Source organism: Pseudomonas sp. WS 5027, from assembly GCF_012985695.1.
GTDB lineage: Bacteria > Pseudomonadota > Gammaproteobacteria > Pseudomonadales > Pseudomonadaceae > Aquipseudomonas > Aquipseudomonas hygromyciniae.
In genome coordinates this window covers 130,868-146,729 of sequence record NZ_JAAQWU010000004.1, presented here as the reverse complement: position 1 = coordinate 146,729, position 15,862 = coordinate 130,868, and the positions used below count along the sequence as shown (strand labels likewise).

17 protein-coding genes are annotated in these 15,862 nt (G+C 60.8%); 7 read left to right on the top strand and 10 right to left on the bottom strand.

Annotation, left to right across the window (positions count from 1 at the left end):
* Positions 1–111 precede the first annotated feature (111 nt).
* From praB to HBO09_RS07215, 4 genes are all read right to left on the bottom strand, one after another.
* The gene (praB, locus tag HBO09_RS07230) at positions 112–618 is read right to left on the bottom strand and encodes an alkane oxidation protein activator PraB (RefSeq protein ID WP_169996327.1); all 507 of its coding nucleotides are present in this window, start codon (positions 616–618) and stop codon (positions 112–114) included.
* Positions 619–747: 129 nt separating this feature from the next.
* Positions 748–1,242 carry an alkane oxidation protein activator PraA gene (praA, locus tag HBO09_RS07225; protein ID WP_169996329.1) on the bottom strand — a complete coding sequence of 165 codons (495 nt, stop codon included), beginning with the start codon at positions 1,240–1,242 and terminating at the stop codon, positions 748–750.
* Between the two features lie 145 nt (positions 1,243–1,387).
* Positions 1,388–2,665: an alkane 1-monooxygenase gene (locus HBO09_RS07220; RefSeq protein ID WP_169996331.1), complete on the bottom strand. Its 1,278-nt coding sequence runs from the start codon at positions 2,663–2,665 to the stop codon at positions 1,388–1,390.
* 323 nt (positions 2,666–2,988) lie between these two features.
* Positions 2,989–3,987 carry an alpha/beta hydrolase gene (locus HBO09_RS07215; protein ID WP_262381196.1) on the bottom strand — a complete coding sequence of 333 codons (999 nt, stop codon included), beginning with the start codon at positions 3,985–3,987 and terminating at the stop codon, positions 2,989–2,991.
* 300 nt (positions 3,988–4,287) lie between these two features.
* On the opposite strand from HBO09_RS07215, the gene HBO09_RS07210 reads away from it, so the two are divergent.
* Genes HBO09_RS07210 through HBO09_RS07200 form a run of 3 tightly spaced genes read left to right on the top strand, consistent with a single transcriptional unit; the run spans position 4,288 to position 7,576 of the window.
* A complete protein-coding gene (locus tag HBO09_RS07210) occupies positions 4,288–5,844 on the top strand; it encodes an NAD(P)/FAD-dependent oxidoreductase (protein ID WP_169996335.1) in 1,557 nt (518 codons plus the stop codon).
* Positions 5,841–6,737: an SDR family oxidoreductase gene (locus tag HBO09_RS07205; RefSeq protein ID WP_169996337.1), complete on the top strand. Its 897-nt coding sequence runs from the start codon at positions 5,841–5,843 to the stop codon at positions 6,735–6,737. The genes HBO09_RS07210 and HBO09_RS07205 overlap by 4 nt, the downstream gene beginning before the upstream one ends.
* On the top strand, positions 6,737–7,576 hold the full coding sequence (locus HBO09_RS07200) for a metal-dependent hydrolase (protein WP_169996339.1): 840 nt from the start codon (positions 6,737–6,739) through the stop codon (positions 7,574–7,576). The genes HBO09_RS07205 and HBO09_RS07200 overlap by 1 nt, the downstream gene beginning before the upstream one ends.
* 183 nt (positions 7,577–7,759) lie before the next feature.
* On the opposite strand, the gene hemN is transcribed toward HBO09_RS07200, so the two are convergent.
* The 3 genes from hemN to HBO09_RS07185 all read right to left on the bottom strand — a co-directional run bounded on the left by hemN (position 7,760) and on the right by HBO09_RS07185 (position 10,983).
* Positions 7,760–9,145 carry an oxygen-independent coproporphyrinogen III oxidase gene (hemN, locus tag HBO09_RS07195; protein ID WP_262381189.1) on the bottom strand — a complete coding sequence of 462 codons (1,386 nt, stop codon included), beginning with the start codon at positions 9,143–9,145 and terminating at the stop codon, positions 7,760–7,762.
* The gene (locus tag HBO09_RS07190; RefSeq protein WP_170060860.1) at positions 9,132–10,457 is read right to left on the bottom strand and encodes a coproporphyrinogen III oxidase; all 1,326 of its coding nucleotides are present in this window, start codon (positions 10,455–10,457) and stop codon (positions 9,132–9,134) included. The genes hemN and HBO09_RS07190 overlap by 14 nt, the downstream gene beginning before the upstream one ends.
* An 82-nt stretch (positions 10,458–10,539) precedes the next feature.
* Positions 10,540–10,983, bottom strand: coding sequence for a membrane protein (locus HBO09_RS07185; RefSeq protein ID WP_029292887.1), 444 nt, complete (start codon positions 10,981–10,983; stop codon positions 10,540–10,542).
* 320 nt (positions 10,984–11,303) lie between these two features.
* On the opposite strand from HBO09_RS07185, the gene HBO09_RS07180 reads away from it, so the two are divergent.
* Positions 11,304–11,909, top strand: coding sequence for an SCO family protein (locus tag HBO09_RS07180; RefSeq protein WP_169996344.1), 606 nt, complete (start codon positions 11,304–11,306; stop codon positions 11,907–11,909).
* On the top strand, positions 11,909–12,379 hold the full coding sequence (locus tag HBO09_RS07175; protein WP_169996346.1) for a copper chaperone PCu(A)C: 471 nt from the start codon (positions 11,909–11,911) through the stop codon (positions 12,377–12,379). Before HBO09_RS07180 ends, HBO09_RS07175 begins: the two co-directional genes overlap by 1 nt.
* Before the next feature lie 272 nt (positions 12,380–12,651).
* Here HBO09_RS07175 and HBO09_RS07170 read toward each other — a convergent pair whose 3' ends face one another.
* Positions 12,652–12,981: a DHCW motif cupin fold protein gene (locus HBO09_RS07170; RefSeq protein WP_169996348.1), complete on the bottom strand. Its 330-nt coding sequence runs from the start codon at positions 12,979–12,981 to the stop codon at positions 12,652–12,654.
* Between the two features lie 94 nt (positions 12,982–13,075).
* On the opposite strand from HBO09_RS07170, the gene HBO09_RS07165 reads away from it, so the two are divergent.
* A complete protein-coding gene (locus HBO09_RS07165; protein WP_169996350.1) occupies positions 13,076–13,234 on the top strand; it encodes a hypothetical protein in 159 nt (52 codons plus the stop codon).
* Here HBO09_RS07165 and HBO09_RS07160 read toward each other — a convergent pair.
* On the bottom strand, positions 13,215–13,685 hold the full coding sequence (locus HBO09_RS07160; protein ID WP_169996352.1) for a GNAT family N-acetyltransferase: 471 nt from the start codon (positions 13,683–13,685) through the stop codon (positions 13,215–13,217). The genes HBO09_RS07165 and HBO09_RS07160 overlap by 20 nt on opposite strands.
* A 193-nt stretch (positions 13,686–13,878) precedes the next feature.
* On the opposite strand from HBO09_RS07160, the gene HBO09_RS07155 reads away from it, so the two are divergent.
* A complete protein-coding gene (locus tag HBO09_RS07155) occupies positions 13,879–14,214 on the top strand; it encodes a hypothetical protein (protein WP_169996354.1) in 336 nt (111 codons plus the stop codon).
* On the opposite strand, the gene HBO09_RS07150 is transcribed toward HBO09_RS07155, so the two are convergent.
* Positions 14,204–15,817 (bottom strand): hybrid sensor histidine kinase/response regulator, encoded by a 1,614-nt coding sequence (locus HBO09_RS07150; RefSeq protein ID WP_169996356.1) that lies wholly within the window; start codon positions 15,815–15,817, stop codon positions 14,204–14,206. The genes HBO09_RS07155 and HBO09_RS07150 overlap by 11 nt on opposite strands.
* Between the last annotated feature and the right edge of the window lie 45 nt (positions 15,818–15,862).

The following is a 15,862-nucleotide window of genomic DNA, read 5'->3' as shown; positions in this document are numbered from 1 at the left end:
TTATTTTTATCTACCAGGCTCGGCCTTGCCGATCCGGCTTAGCTCAACAGGTGCCCCTGACGAGGCACCTGTCTTTAACGGGTGATCAACCCTTTACTGACCGGCGTTCGGTCAAGGAGTAACGGTCAACAGAGGGTCAGGCGTGATCGACATGGACGTGATAGTGCAACCGCCACTCAGCGCAGTAGTAGTGGAAAGCGTCAGAGTATTCGTCGAATTGCTCCAAATGCCAGGCACCGGGCTAGGCCCGCAATCTGTCGCCGGAAGGGATGCCACTGTGAATCCGACACCGGTAATGGTGCCTGTCGACACGGAATCAGCGGTCAATGTCCAGGTCCCCTTCATCTTCGGGGCACCGCACAGCGCACTACCGCCTGCACGCTTTTCCATGCTGGTGATGGTGGCGGTACCGTCGGCGTTGACCGTGCCTTTGAAGTTCATGTTGCACTGGATGGGTTGGTTGAACGAAGACGGTGTCTTGATGGTGATAGTCGCGGTTGGTGTTTCAAATGTCCCTGGACCACCTGGTCGAACAATAGAAGCCGCACTGGCCATCGAAACCGCGCCAAAGCACAGAGCAAACGAACTTACACAAACGAGGGTTTTCAAACTTTTCATTATTTTTCCTCACATGTATGGCGAGTCATTTCGCCGGGGTAATGGCCATGATCGAGAGGTCACGGAGAAACAGCAGAACTTCCCTTTCCAGCCAAATTTCAATTCATTTACCGCTACAAATTCGGGTGTTTACTCGACGACTTTGAAAGTCGGCGGCATCTTGATCGACACACTCTTGATCTTGCAGTCTTCGCCAATCGGCACATTGGCCGCCTCCAACTTGCCGGTGGCGTTATCCCAAGTGCCTTCGGCGGTGGATGGGCCGCACTTGCCGCCCAGGCCAAAGGCATGCACGTCGACGCTGATCTTCGACATAGAGCCGCTGGTGGTGTCCTTGGCCACCAGGATCCATGGCAAGTTGATGGCTTCGACGCGGCTGCACTTGAGGCCGCCGTCAAACTCGACCTTGTCGACATTGACTTGCGAACCATCGGCCGCAACCTTGCCGGCCACTTTGATGGTGCAGTCGGCGCTGATCAACGCGCCCTTGGAAAAGCTGATGGGGCCCTGGGCTGTGAAGGCACTGCCGGCGGGCTCGATACGTGCGGCCTGGGCCTGGTGATAGGCGATAAGGCCCAGTGCAGCGAGCACGATATGCGTAGTGAACTTGGCAGGTGTTTGCATCGTGTACGTCCTTCCCTTGATTTTATTTTTGTTAGGGTCAAACAACTTTCTTGCAACTAAGCAGCACTCGAAACCGGTAAACCGTGGGCGATAAAACCTGCGCGATACACAGATCCCGAGTGCGCCCTACAACGGTTGATTCACATTAGAAGGTGCTGGTCTTGCCGTACTTCTCCAATATCTTCAAACGTTTGGATGGCTGGATATTGGCCAGGGTGACATCCCCCGAATAGTGCCGCAGTACCCGATGATCCATGCGCCGGCGCCACAAGTAAGGGATATAGGCCCAGACGATCATGCTGGCGTAGCCATAGGGCAGTTGCGGCGATTCATCAAAGTGGCGCAACGACTGATAACTGCGGGTCGGGTTGGCGTGGTGATCGGAGTGGCGCTGCAACTGGAACAGAAAGATATTGGTGACAATACGGTTACTGTTCCAGGAGTGGCGCGGCGAACACCGCTCATAACGACCATTGGGCAACTTCTGGCGTTTAAGGCCGTAGTGTTCGACATAGTTCACTACTTCCAGCAACGAGAAGCCATAGATGCCCTGGATCACCAAAAAGGGAATCACTGCCACACCCAGCCAGGCGATCATTGCGCCCCACAACACCACGCTGTACATCCAGGCGCTGAGCACGCCGTTCTTCCAGTGCCAGGCTGGCAAGCCAAGCTTGCGCAGACGTTCGCGTTCCAGATTCCAGGCCGAGCGCGCGCTGAACCACACCGAGCGCGGCAGGAACGCCCAAAAGCTTTCCCCCAGCCGCGAGCTGGCCGGATCTTCCGGGGTGGCGACGCGCACGTGATGGCCACGGTTGTGTTCGGTGTAGAAGTGCCCGTAGAAAGTCGGCGCCAGGGTGATCTTGGCCAACACGATCTCCAGCAGGCGCGGCTTGTGCCCCAGTTCATGGGCGGTGTTGATCGCGATGCCGGTGGCGGCGCCGGTGGACATGGCCATGCCCAGGTAGGTGAACCAACTGACTTCACCGTGCAGTTGCACCCGGGCAGTCAGGAAGCTGGCGGTTTGCGCCATCCAGCTCGACGGGTCCATGGACGCCGTGAGTTGCAGTAGCCCACCGTTGATCATCCAGTCGATGCCGCTGACGGCCAGCCAACCGGTAATCACCACGGAGGAGATTACAAACAACACGCCGGTGTAGACGATCCAGCGATAGTACTTCTGCGATTCAAGGCCGCTGACGGCAGATTCCGGCGGGTTGCTGACGTCTTCGCCGAGCAGGCCGTCGATCAATGGAATCAGGCCGAAAATCACCAGTACGCCGACCCACCACAGTTCTTGTACACCGGTGGTGATGGCCAACGCGCCAGACAGCAGAGGGGTTGCCAAAGGCATGATGCCGAGCCACCACAGGTGGCGCTTACCGTCAGTCCAGACGTGCGGGGCGGCCAGGGTCTGATTCATGGCAGCCTCCGGGCGCTCTGCGCGGCAGGGAGGGAGAGAGAAGCAAAAGAGGCAAACAGGTTCAGGCGGCACTGAAAGCCACTTGAAATCAACCATGCGATAAAAGGCGTTTTTTTCATTATTTTATTCGCTCTTAGGCATTTCAAAAATCATTTCAAAATAAATATTGAAATATTTTTTTAAATAAATAGCGCGGAACCCTTAGGTCGTCAACTACTTTTTCGCGGCCTTTTCTACGTGACCGAGCAGTCTCTTTTTCATCCATTCGGTCAGGTGTCTAGGGCAAGCGTTACCGACTCTCGACCACGCCGTGGGGTGCACGATTATTTGCTCGCCAGTGCAAATGGCGGGTGCAGGACGGTGGCGCTTTGCACCGGTTTGCTGCGCTTGGCCACCTGCTCCACCAGTGCGGCCACCCGCTCGGTGGCGGTGATGGGCAGCATGTGGCCGCGGCCTTCGACTACCTGCATTTTGAGCCCAGGCACCTTGTCCGCCAGGGCTTGGCCGTGCTTGCGAAAGTCCAGCACCTTGTCTCGCGAGCCATAAATCAGGCCGATGGGCAGGCGTAGCTGGGGGTAGCGCTTGACCATATCCGGCAGGTAATCATTGATCAGGCCGATTTCGGTGGAGGCTGCATAGAAGTTGTCGGGGCGCATCCCCAGCATCCCACCGCCACGGGTGGCGAAGTCGGCCGGTGCCGGGTCGGGGGCAAACACCGCCTTGACCACCGCGCCGCTGGTGAGCAGGCCGATGGGCACGGTCAGCGTTCGTGAGACCCAGCGCCGCAGCCAGCCCGGGCGCACCGCCAACGATAGAAACACCAAGGGGATCATGCGCTGGGGATGGGTCAGCGGTGCCACCAGCACCAGCCCGGACACCGCATGGGGATGATCCAGGGCCAGGGCCAGAGAAATCGCCCCGCCCAGGGAATGCCCCAGCACCAGGGGCTGGCCCAGGTCCAGGGTCTGGATAAAGGTCGCCACTTGCCGGGCCTGGCTTTGCAGGTCGGCAGCGGTGCCTTTGTGCCGGGTGGAATAGCCTGAGCCGGGGCGGTCCAGGGTGATCACCCGAAAGTGCTCGCGCAATTGGGCAGACAAGGCATAAGTCAGGTTGCGACTGCTGCCCATCAGGCCGTGGATCATCACCAGCGGCGGCCCCTTGCCCTCGTCTACATAATGAAAGCGCTCGCCATCGACCTCCAGAAAGCGCCCGTTACTTGGAACAGCCGCTTCTATACGGCGCGTCATCCAGGCACTCAAGCCCCATAACGCCGCACTCGCAGCTATAAACACACCCGCAGCGACAACCCACTCGACAGCCATAGCTCGGTCCTCGGCTTCCCTGCTGCTGGCGATCCGACCGGTATTGGTCAGGACCTCAGCCATCGTCCACACCCTGGACTTCAACTGCGTGCGTAAAGGCTCGTCCGTCGGACAAATCGCACATAAAGGACAAGGCTCTAGCGTAGGCGATATTTTCAGGTAGATTATTTAAAATCTTTTTTAAAATAATAAATTCAATTTTTCTTTGCAATGGTGTTCTATCTAAAAGCCAAAAACAAAAACAGGAGCACATCCGATGTCAAAACCCGTCAGGCGCCCACAGCCCACGAGGGAAACCCTATGAATGCCTCTACCCAGCCGAGCGGTTCGGCAGATTGTGTGGATATCGCGATTATTGGCTCAGGCTTTGCCGGCCTGTGCATGGCGATCAAACTCAAGCAAGCCGGGCTCGACGACTTCTTCATCGCCGAACAGGCTGATTCCCTGGGCGGTACCTGGCGCGACAACCACTACCCGGGCTGCGCCTGTGATGTGCAATCCCATGTCTATTCGTTTTCGTTTGCGCCCAACCCCGACTGGACCCGCCAGTTCGCCCCCCAAGCGGAAATCCGCGCCTACCTGGAACACTGTGCACAGCGCTTCGAGCTGGCGCCGTACCTGCGTTTTGGCATGGGTCTTACACGGGCAGTGTTCGATGAGCAACTGCAGCGCTGGCAATTGCAGTTCAGCAATGGCCGCCACGTCAGTGCGCGGGTGCTGGTGTCGGGGATGGGTGGTTTGTCTCGCCCGGCGCTCCCGGATATTCCGGGGCTGGACAGCTTCAAGGGCAAACGCTTCCACTCCCAGCAGTGGGACCACAACTATTCGCTTAAGGGCAAGCGCGTGGCCGTTATTGGCACGGGCGCCAGTGCCATCCAGTTCGTGCCGCAGATCGCCCCGCAAGTGGCGCACCTGGACCTGTTCCAGCGCACTCCGCCGTGGATCATGCCCAAGCCGGACCGCCCCATTTCACGGGTTGAACGCTGGGCCTTCAAACACCTGCCGTTCACCCAACGCCTGGTGCGCGGTGCCTTTTACTGGGCCCTGGAAGGCCGGGTGGTGGGGTTTGCGCTGCACCCCCGGCTGATGAAAATGGTGCAGAAAATCGCCCTGCGCCATCTGCACAAACAAGTGGCGCGCCCTTCCCTGCGCAAAATCCTGCGGCCGGACTACACCATCGGCTGCAAACGCGTGCTGATTTCCAATGACTACTACCCGGCGCTGTCGCGCAGCAATGTCGAGGTGGTCACCGACAACGTGCTGCGGATCGAAGCCGACGGGGTCATCACCGCCGATGGCATCAAGCACCCGGCTGACTGCCTGATCTTCGGCACCGGGTTCCAGGCCAGCGATCCCCTGCCCCGCGACTGCATCATCGGGCGCGATGGCATCGACCTGATGGACACCTGGCGCGATGGCGCCCATGCGTACAAAGGCACCACCGTGCCGGGCTACCCGAACCTGTTCCTGATCGTCGGGCCCAACACTGGGCTGGGCCACAACTCGATGATTCTGATGATCGAGGCGCAAGTCACCTACATCCTCGATGCCCTGCAACAGATGCGCCGCCAACAAATTGCCACGGTGGACGTCAAGCCGGCGGTGGAAAGCGCCTACAACCTGCACATCCAGCAAAAGCTCCAGCGCACCATCTGGAACACCGGTGGCTGCCGCAGTTGGTACCTCGACCCGCGCACCGGCAAAAACACCACGCTGTGGCCCGGTTCGACCTGGCGCTTCAAGCAGGTCACCCGCCAGTTCGCCCTGCGGGATTATCACGTCACTCCCCTGCTTGGCGGCGCCACACCGCGCCCTGTCACGCCACCCCATGCCACCGCAGAAGGAAGCCTGTCATGAAGTCATTCAATGGCCGCGTGGCGGCCATCACCGGTGCCGCGTCCGGCATGGGCCGCGCCCTGGCTCTGGCCCTGGCGCGCGAGGGTTGCCACCTGGCGCTGGCGGACAAGAACTTGGCGGGTCTGCAACAAACCGTGGAGTTGATCCAGCACGCCACCCTGGCGCCAGTGCGCGTGACCTTCCGCGAGCTGGACGTTTCCGAGCGCCAGGCCGTGGAGGATTGGGCGGCCAGTTGTGCGGCGGAGCACGGCCAGGTCAATTTGATTTTCAACAATGCCGGGGTGGCCTTGTCGAGCACCGTGGAAGGTGTGGACTACGCCGACCTGGAGTGGATCGTCGGCATTAACTTCTGGGGCGTGGTCTACGGCACCAAGGCCTTCCTGCCGTATCTCAAGGCCAGCGGCGACGGGCATGTGGTCAACACCTCCAGCGTATTCGGCCTGTTCGCCCAGCCTGGCATGAGCGGCTACAACGCCACCAAGTTCGCGGTGCGCGGCTTCACCGAGGCCCTGCGCCAGGAGTTGGATTTGCAACGCAGCGGCGTCTCGGCCACCTGTGTGCATCCTGGTGGGATCCGTACCGATATCTGCCGCAGCAGCCGGATCGACGCGAACATGACCGGGTTCCTGATCCATAGCGAACAACAAGCCCGCGCCGACTTCGAGAAGCTGTTTATCACCGACGCCGACCAGGCCGCCAAGGTGATTCTGCAAGGTGTACGCAAAAACAAACGCCGCGTATTGATCGGCCGCGATGCCTATGCCCTGGACTTACTCGCACGCTGGTTGCCGGCGGCGTATCAGGCGCTGGTGGTGTTCGCCAGCCGGCGCATGGCACCGAAAAAGCGCAAGGCCCCGCTGCCCAACCCCATCACTGAACAGGAGTCGCCATAATGCTGCCCATTCGCCGCGACCTGCATTTTGCCCTGCCCGCCGAACGCATCAAGGACTGGCACGAGCAAGGCCCTTTCATCACACATTTTTTCAATGCCCTGTCACTGCTGTTTCCCCAAGGCGAACTGTTCTTCATGGACAGCGTGCGCCACTATCGCCAGCGCATCGACGATCCGGCGTTAAAAAAGGAGATCCAGGGTTTTATCGGCCAGGAAGCCATGCACAGCCGTGAACACGTGGCCTATAACGAGCTGCTGCAAGCTGCCGGATTGCCCGCCCATCTGCTTGATCGGCGGTTGAAATTCATCCTCGACCTGCAAAAGAAGCACTTGCCGCCGTCCTTCAACCTGGCAGTGACCATCGCCCTGGAACACTACACGGCGATGCTCGCGGAAATCCTGCTCAGCGACCCCACGCGTTTCGGTGATTCGCTCAAGGGTTATCAACAGATGTGGTATTGGCACGCCCTTGAGGAAACGGAGCATAAGGCCGTGGCCTTTGATGTGTGGAATAGCGTGATCAAGCCAGGACCCAAGCGTTACCTGCTGCGTACCGGAACCATGCTGTTTACCACGGTGTTTTTCTGGCTGGTGGTGTTTGATTTCCACCTGCGCCTGCTGATCGCCGACCGCCGCGCGGGCGGGCATCTGAAAGGGTTCTGGCGGATGCTGAAGTTTCTCTACGGGCCCAAGGGCGTATTCCCGCGCATGGCGCGGCCATGGCTGCATTACTTCAAGCCGGGGTTTCATCCGTGGGATCACGACAACCGCGCGCGGCTGGAAGGGATCGATAAGCTGGTCGAAGAGATAGAGCGCACCAATGCGGTTGCCGGGGCCTGAGCCTGAGCCTATGGGTATGGCCGAATACCACTGTAGGAGCGAGCTTGCTCGCGAAGGTCGTCAACGATAACGCGGGTTGCCTGGGTAAACGCGTTGTCGTTAAGTTTTTCGCGAGCAAGCTCGCTCCTACAGTTGGTATTAGGACAAGTTACGTTGCCCCGGTTTGATCAGGGACTGCACGGGTCAGACCGTACGAGAAAACTGCCCCTTCTGCTGCCCACCCAAATACGCATCGAACGCCATCGCCACGCTGCGCACCATCAACTGCCCCTGGGGCAGCAACTGCACGGCATCGTCCTGGATATGCAGCAAACCATCCGCCACTTGCTCATCCAACCGCGACAACGCCTGGGCAAAATATTCGGTAAAGCGGATCGCATGCCCGGCCTCGACCCCAGCAAAATCAATGCGCCCATGGCACATCAGGCCGTTGATCACGTCGCGGCGCAGCACGTCATCGGCGTTCAGGCGGTAGCCGCGCTGCACCGGCAACAACCCGGCGTCGATACGTGCGTAGTACTGGGACAGCTCCTTGACGCTCTGGCTGTAGCTGTCGCCCACCTTGCCGATGGCCGAGACGCCCAGCCCGATCAGGTCGCAATCAGCATGGGTCGAATAGCCCTGGAAATTGCGCTGCAAGGTGCCATTGGCCCGGGCCAGGGCCAGTTCGTCGTCGGGCAAGGCAAAGTGATCCATGCCGATATACACATACCCCGCCTCGGTCAGCCGGCGAATAGTCAGCTCCAGCAGTTCCAGCTTGCGCTCGGGTGGGGGCATGTCTTCGGGGCGGATCATGCGCTGGGCGCGGATTTGTGTCGGCAGGTGCGCATAGCTGTACGCCGCCACGCGGTCCGGGCGCAAGGCAATCAGCTTGCCCAGGGTCACGTCGAAACTGGCCACAGTCTGCAACGGCAGGCCGTAGATCAGATCCACACTGATCGACTTGAACTGCGCCTCACGCGCCGCCGAGACCAGTTGCACGATCTGCTCTTCGCTCTGCACGCGATTGACTGCCGCCTGCACATCGGCATCAAAATCCTGCACGCCAAAACTCAGGCGATTGAAGCCCAGCCCGCGCAGGTTGTGGATCCGCTCGACGCTGATGGTGCGCGGGTCCACCTCAATGGAAAACTCGTGGCGATCGCTGCTATCCAGGCTGAAGCCTTGGGCCAGGCAGTCCATCAATTCGGCCAGTTGCCCATCGTCGAGGTAGGTCGGCGTGCCGCCCCCCAAGTGCAACTGGGTCAAGGGCCGCGCGCGATCGAACAACGCCGCCTGCATCTGGATTTCGCGCTTGAGGTAGCTCAGGTATTCCACGGCGCGGTGGGTCTTGCGCGTGATGATCTTGTGGCAGCCGCAGTAGTAGCAAAGGCTCTGGCAGAACGGGACGTGGATGTACACCGACAACGCCTTGGGCGTCAGCGCATGGTTGCTGGCCGCGACCGCCTGCTGGTAATCGTCCAGGGCGAAGGCTGAGTGAAACTGCGGCGCCGTCGGATACGAGGTGTAGCGCGGCCCCGGGCGGTCGTATTTCTGCACCAGGGCCCGGTTGAACTCAAACGCTTTCATGGTCGATGGTCTCATCGTTGGAGCAAGGGGGGACAACGCTGCCTGCTCGGTCAAACAGCGCGCAGAGAGCTTCGACCCGGTGCCGGCCAGCGGGCAGTACACAGAGGAAACGCTCGGACAGATCGATCAGGCCGTCCTGGTGCAAATGCTCCAGCAGTGGCCAGATCGCCGAGAAGTAGCGGGAAAAAATCACCCCATAGCGGCGCTCCATGGCCTGGATATCCAACTCCAGGTCACAGGCCAGGCGCTCCATGACGTGCTGGCGGATCTGGTCGCCGGCCTCGCAACGCCAGCCACGGGCGGTGGGCAACAGGTCGCTGTCCAACTGCTGGCGATAGCGCGCCAGGTCGTCGGTGTTTTGCGCATAAAGGGTGTCGAGTTGGCTGATGGCGCCCAGGCCAAAACCAATATGGTCGCAGTAGCCATGACGGGTAAAACCCTGGCAATTGCGGCTCAGGTGCCCACGCTCCTGGGCCAGGGCCAGGTCGTCGTCGGGGCGTACGAACTGGCCCAGGCCAATGTAGTGATAACCGGCATCTTCCAGGCGCTGGAAAGCAATGCGGCGCATGCCACATTTGTCGGCATTCGACGACAGCACACGCCGTGGCTGCTGCTGGTAGCGCCGTGGAGCCTGGGCATAGTCGAAGACTTGCAGGCGATCCGGTTCCAGGGCGATCAGGCTGGCCAACTTGGCTTCAAAACTGTCGCAAGTCTGCCAGGCGTGGCCGTAGCCCAGGTCAACATTCACCGAGCGAAAGCCGAAGGTGCGCGCCGCGTCGATCAGCGACTGGATCGGCGCCGGGTCCTGATAACCGGCCACCGACGGCGTGGCCTCGGCACTGGCGTCCGGCACGCCGATATTGATGTGGTTAAAACCCAGGTCGCGCAACAGGCCCATGGTTGCCCAGTCGGTGTGCAGCGGGTCGAGGTCGAGGCTGTAGTCACCTTGGTCGTGATCAAGAAAGTGCAGGCGACTGCGCAGGTGCGCCATCAAGCGTTGCAGGTCGGCAATGGCCGGGGTGGCGCCACCTAGATGGAATTGATCCACTGGTTGCCGGCCGCCCACGTGGCAACCAACCAGGTGGATTTCCTGTTCCAGCGCGCCCAGGTAGGCATCCGCCACCAGGCCCGCCGGCCACTGCAGGTTAAGCGCCAGGGGCCTTTGCCGCTGGCGGCTGCTGCGCAGGGCGCGCAGTAAATCAAGGGAGCCGATGCCCGTATGAAATTTACCGATGTCGACCTGGCCCTGGTCCAGCACGCTTTGGTCACGGCGCAGGCGCCACTCGCGGGCGGGATGAATGACAGTGAGCATGACGGCCTCCGGGTCTGGCTACGGTGGGTCATTGTGCGGTGCGACCGGACAGCGCACCTTGATATGCATCAAGCGCCGACGTTTACCAGGTGATGTAGAACATGCTCTTGGCCAACAACACAATGGCGACCATATGGCAAAACAGGCTCAGATGGACGAAGCGCAGATAAGCCGCGCTGACCCGCCCACGGCGCATCAACCACACGGTCAGCAAAAAATGCATCAGCACGCTGGCGGCAAGGATCAGCTTGAGGGTCAGCAACGCGCCGAATGCCGAGCTGGACGGCGTCGCCAGCACCGGCAGGTAACGCAACCAGACCATGCCGATGCCGGCACCAAACAGCACCAGTAGCACCCACGGCATCAAGGCCCTGGCACGGCGGCCAATGCCCTGCTCCACCAGCAGCATGACGCGGGCCGGCAGTTGCTTGTGCACACTGGCGAGGATCAACACTTCAAAGAACACCGTGCCGATAAAAATCAGCGCGGCGAATAGATGGGCCAGCAGGAATAGGAGATAGAGCATCAGAACCTCACGGTGCTTGTACCGTGACTGTGCCCACAGCGCACACGCGTTGCCTTGATGCGGGTCAAGGGCCCTGATAATCGTTGAAACATTTGCCCCAAGCCTTGTGCGGCGAGCCTTTGCCAGTGTCTGCGACAGTGTGCCACAGACTCAATCAGCGCCCTGGCTGATAAGGTGGCGACCGCCCCTGTGGCAGAACGTCGCAGATTATCAAGCGCGATCAAGGTCGGTAGACTACCCAGCCTTCCTGTTCACCGCTTTTCAAAGCCTGACTGACCTGTTACGCGCAGCCGTCAGACGCTTCACGGGACGCCCATTTCATGAGTACGTTATTCACCCGCCGCAAGGTCCTCACCGGTATGGGCCTGTTGGGCCTGGGTCTGCTGAGCGGCTGCGACACCAGCCCCAAGCTGAACTTCAAGTACGGCAAGGACTTGAGCAACAAGATCATGGGCCGCACGTTCAAGCTCAAGAACACGGCCGGCGAAACCGTCACCCTGAGTTCATTCCGCGGCTTGATGCCGGTGGTGTTCTTCGGTTTCACCCAGTGCCCGGCGGTGTGCCCCACCACCCTGGCGCGCATGGCCCAGGCCAAGAAGCTGATGGGCCGCGACGGCGAAATCATGCAGGTGATCTTTATCACCCTGGACCCCGAACGCGACACGCCCCAGGTGCTCGACGCCTACGTCAAGGCCTTCGACCCCAGCTTCGAAGCGCTCTATGGCACCCCGGAAGAAATCGCCGTGGCCGCCAAGGAGTTCGGGATTTTTTATGAAAAGATCCCCGCCGGCGATACCTACACCCTGTCCCACACCGCCACCAGCTTTGTGTTCGACACCCGCGGCAACCTGCGCCTGGGCCTGTCGGCATCCCTTAACGCCAAAGAGTGCGCAGAAGACCTGCTCACCGTCATGGAGGTCTGCTAATGACTGCTGTCCACACCCTCAAGCGCATCGCCCTCGGTCTTTCCCTGCTGGGCCTCGCCGCCCACGCCAGCGCCCAAGTCGTGGTCAGCGATGCCTGGGCCCGCGCCACCGTGGCCGGGCAGCATTCGAGCGGTGCGTTCATGACCCTCACTGCCGACAGCGACAGCAAGTTGCTGAGCGTCAAGTCGCCGGTGGCCAAGGATGTGCAGATTCATGAGATGAGCATGAAGGATGATGTCATGCGCATGGGCCCGGTGGACTCCGTGGCACTGCCAGCCGGCCAGGCGGTAAAACTCGACCCTGAGGGCTATCACGTGATGCTGATGGGCCTGAAGGACCAGATCAAGGAAGGCGACCAGGTGCCGCTGACCCTGACCGTGGAAGATGCCAAGGGCCAGAAGCAGGACATCCAGATCAAGGCCCCGGCCCGCAGCCTGGGCAGTGCTGACGGCCATCACATGAACCATTGATCCTGCTCCCACAAGGGGGGCGTTGCTGGCCACCGAGTATTGGCCGCACCCGATCAACTGTGGGAGCTGGCTTGCCTGCGATAGCGGTATACCTGCCAGCCATGAAGTGACTGAACCACCGCTTTCGCGAGCAAGTCGAATCGTCGCACCGCCGCTCCCACAGGGGGATGTCAGCGAAGCTGGGAATTGTGGCCGCACTACCCCTCAATTTTGCTGGGGCACCGAACTCTGAAAACCCCACGGTGGATGCATTTGGGCAGAGGTACGACTGATCAATCCACAATAAACAGCTTGGCTCCGGTGGCTGTGCTTGACCGGTGTCCGTCCCTGTCATTGCCCACCTGATAACTCATCCCCGCCGTCAGGGTGAACTGGCGACCATCCTCCAGTTCGGTCTGCAACTCTCCCTCCAGGCATAACAACACATGCCCGCGCCAGCACCAGTGGTCCGCCAGGTAGCCAGGGCTGTATTCCACCATGCGCACGCGGGTGGTGCCGAAATGGCAGGTGCGCCATAGGGCGCTGCCGGTTTCGCCAGGGTGCAACTGCGCTTCGACGGTCGACCAGTCGGTGGTGCCAAAAGGGGTAGCCAGTAGATCCATGATTGCCTCAGCGTTAGAGCAAAGGGCATGACGGTACCCACAAGACACGCCCGTCGAAAGACACAGATCGCGCCCATTTCTGGGATACAGGGGGTTGCCTTTGGTATCCTGCCGGCCCGACCTGCCCGGTTATTTGATGCTGGGGGCCAAGACCCCAATCAGCTCGGTGGCTGACCTGCCGGAGGCGGCCGGGCTTTCGGTGCCGACCGTGATCGAACGCCTGCGTGCGGCGTTCAAGCAGACAGGCGCTTGACCATCGGGATACACGCCAGGTCCAGCCCCGTAGGCGAATGATAGATGGACTGCTCGCTGCCTTCATAACCACGGCTGCGGTAGAAATCAGCGGCATTGAGTGTCGCGTCCAGCACCACCTCCTCAATCCCCAACGCCAGCGCCACTTGCTCCAGGTGTTCAAGCATCTGCCCGCCAAACCCGCGCCCGGTAAAACCGGGCAGGACAAACAGCGCGCCGACTTCCCGATGGTCCGGGTCCAACATGCCGGTGGCGACCGGCTCACCCTCGACGCACCCCAGGTAGAACGGCTTGGCCATCAGCGCGGTGTAACCGTCCTCGGCTGCGCCACGGGTCCAGGTCAGCATCTGCTCGGCGGTGTAGGCGCCGATGCATTGGCTGCGGATGGCCTGCAGGCGGATCTCGAAGGCGATGGCGCCGTCGTCGTCGGTGGCGCGTCTGATTTGCAGCATTCGAATCTCCCTGAATTAACCTTGTTTGCCGTGACCTCAAGGTGCCATTAGCACACTTGTGCTAATCGACCCCGCAGGCACCCGGCGCTATATTCGCCAGCACCCCCAATGCTCCCCGCCAGCACGTCGAGCCCGCCGTGCAAGGGATCGTTGCGCGTGTAAAAAACCAAAACAACCCCAAGGAAGAAGCGCCATGAAACTGCACTCCCCTGTCACCCGCCTTGCCCTGCTGGGCGCACTGATGATCGGCGTTGCCGGTTGCAGCAATATCAAGCCCACCGAAGACCATCTCAAGACGCTCTCGGAAACCAATCTGGGTGAGCCGGTCAAGCGTGTTTCCAATGTCCGCAGTGACTCCATGACCACCTATTACATCGCCAGCACCGCTTCTGGTGACTACAACTGCTCGGTGCCTAGTGGTGCCAGCGGCGGGATGTTTGCCGTGGCCAGCTTCGGCCTGATGAAACCCGCCGCCTACTGCCAACCCAAGGGCGCCCGGGGTAACGGGTTGACGCCGTTTAACCAGTAACCGGCCCCTGGCTGAGGTCGCGCAGGGTGCCCCGTAGTTCAGCGGGGCGCACTGGCTTGGACAAAATGGCGATCTGCCGGTCGTGCAGGGCCGCCTGGATTCTCTCTACATCATGCCCGGTCAGAATCAGCGCTGGCACCGCCACGCCGCGCTGTGCACGCAGTTGGTCGATGCACTCGATACCGGTGGCATGGTTGCCCAGGTCATAGTCGGCGACGATGATGTCGCAATCGCTGACCAGGTTATGCCCGCTCGATTCGGCCTGCACCTCGCAGCCCCACCGCTCCAGCAATGCCTGGGTGGCCAGCAGTACGTTATGGTCATCTTCCACCAGGCACACTTTCAAACCGGTCAGCAGCCCCGCCAGGCGTGCATCGTCGCGCACCGCAGGTTGATGGGGTGCGGTCGCCAGGGCCAAACCGCGCAGGCTGACCGAGGTGCCACGGCCCACCCGCGAGCGCAGCCCCACGTCCATGTTCATCAACTGTCCCAGGCGCTTGACGATGGACAAGCCCAGGCCGACGCCTTCAACGTCTTTGTCGCGCAGGTGGCGGACCCGATAGAACTCCTCGAAGACCCGGGGCAGATGCTCCTCGGCAATCCCTCGTCCCTGGTCGTGAATCTCCACCACCAGCCCACCGCCGCGCTGGCGCACGCCGACCAGCACCGGGCGCAGGCCGCCGTACTTGAAGCAATTGGAGAGCACGTTCTGCACCATGGTAGCCAACAGTGCCGGATCAACCCGCACCCAGTGGGCACAAGGGCGCAGGCGCAGTTCTACCCCGGCCCAACGCGCGGCTTCGGCGTTCTGGCGCAGCAAGTCAGCCAGCAACTCACCCAGGTGAACAACCTGGTACTTGGGGAGCAAGCGGCCATTGTCCAGGGTGTAGAGGTCGAGAATGGAGCGGAACAATTGCGAGACGTTAAGCAGCGAACGGTCGATATTGTCCACCAGCCGCCGTTCTTCATCGCCCAAGCGTGCTTCGCGCAGGCACGCGGTAAACAGGCCGATGGAGTGAATGGGCTGGCGCAAATCATGGCTGGCCTGGGCCAGGAAGCGCGACTTTTCCAGATTGGCGGCGATGGCCTCTTCGGACGCCTTGCGCGTGCGTTCCAGCAGCAGGTGAGCGTAGACCGGGATCACCGTGCTGGTGATCATCAGCATCAACACCATAAAGGGCTGCGCCTGCCACAGTGGTGTCAGGCGATACACGATCAGCAGCGCCAGCAATGCCAGGCCCGTGGCAATCGCCAGGTAGCGCGAACCATAGCGCATGCCGTTGCCAAGGTTGACCCAGACCATCACCGCATACAGCGGCAACGCCGCCTCACCGCCGACCACCAGGCCGAACGAGGTGCCGGTGTAATCGTGGATCATCCCGAAAATCCGCCGCGCCGGGTAATGCCCGGGCCAGCGCACGATCACCTGGCGCAGCACAATCGAGGCCAGCAGGAACAGGCCGATATAGATCATCACCGGCACATAATGCGCCACCGACTGCCCCGGCAAAAAGCCCAGCAGGCCGATGTAGACCATGGCGCAGCCGGCTACGACAATACGCAGGTTGGCTTGGTCCAGTTCGGCGTCTTTCACGAACTTCATGGGCAACGTCCTTGTACGGTCATCGTCGAATCGGTGCTCCCGGCA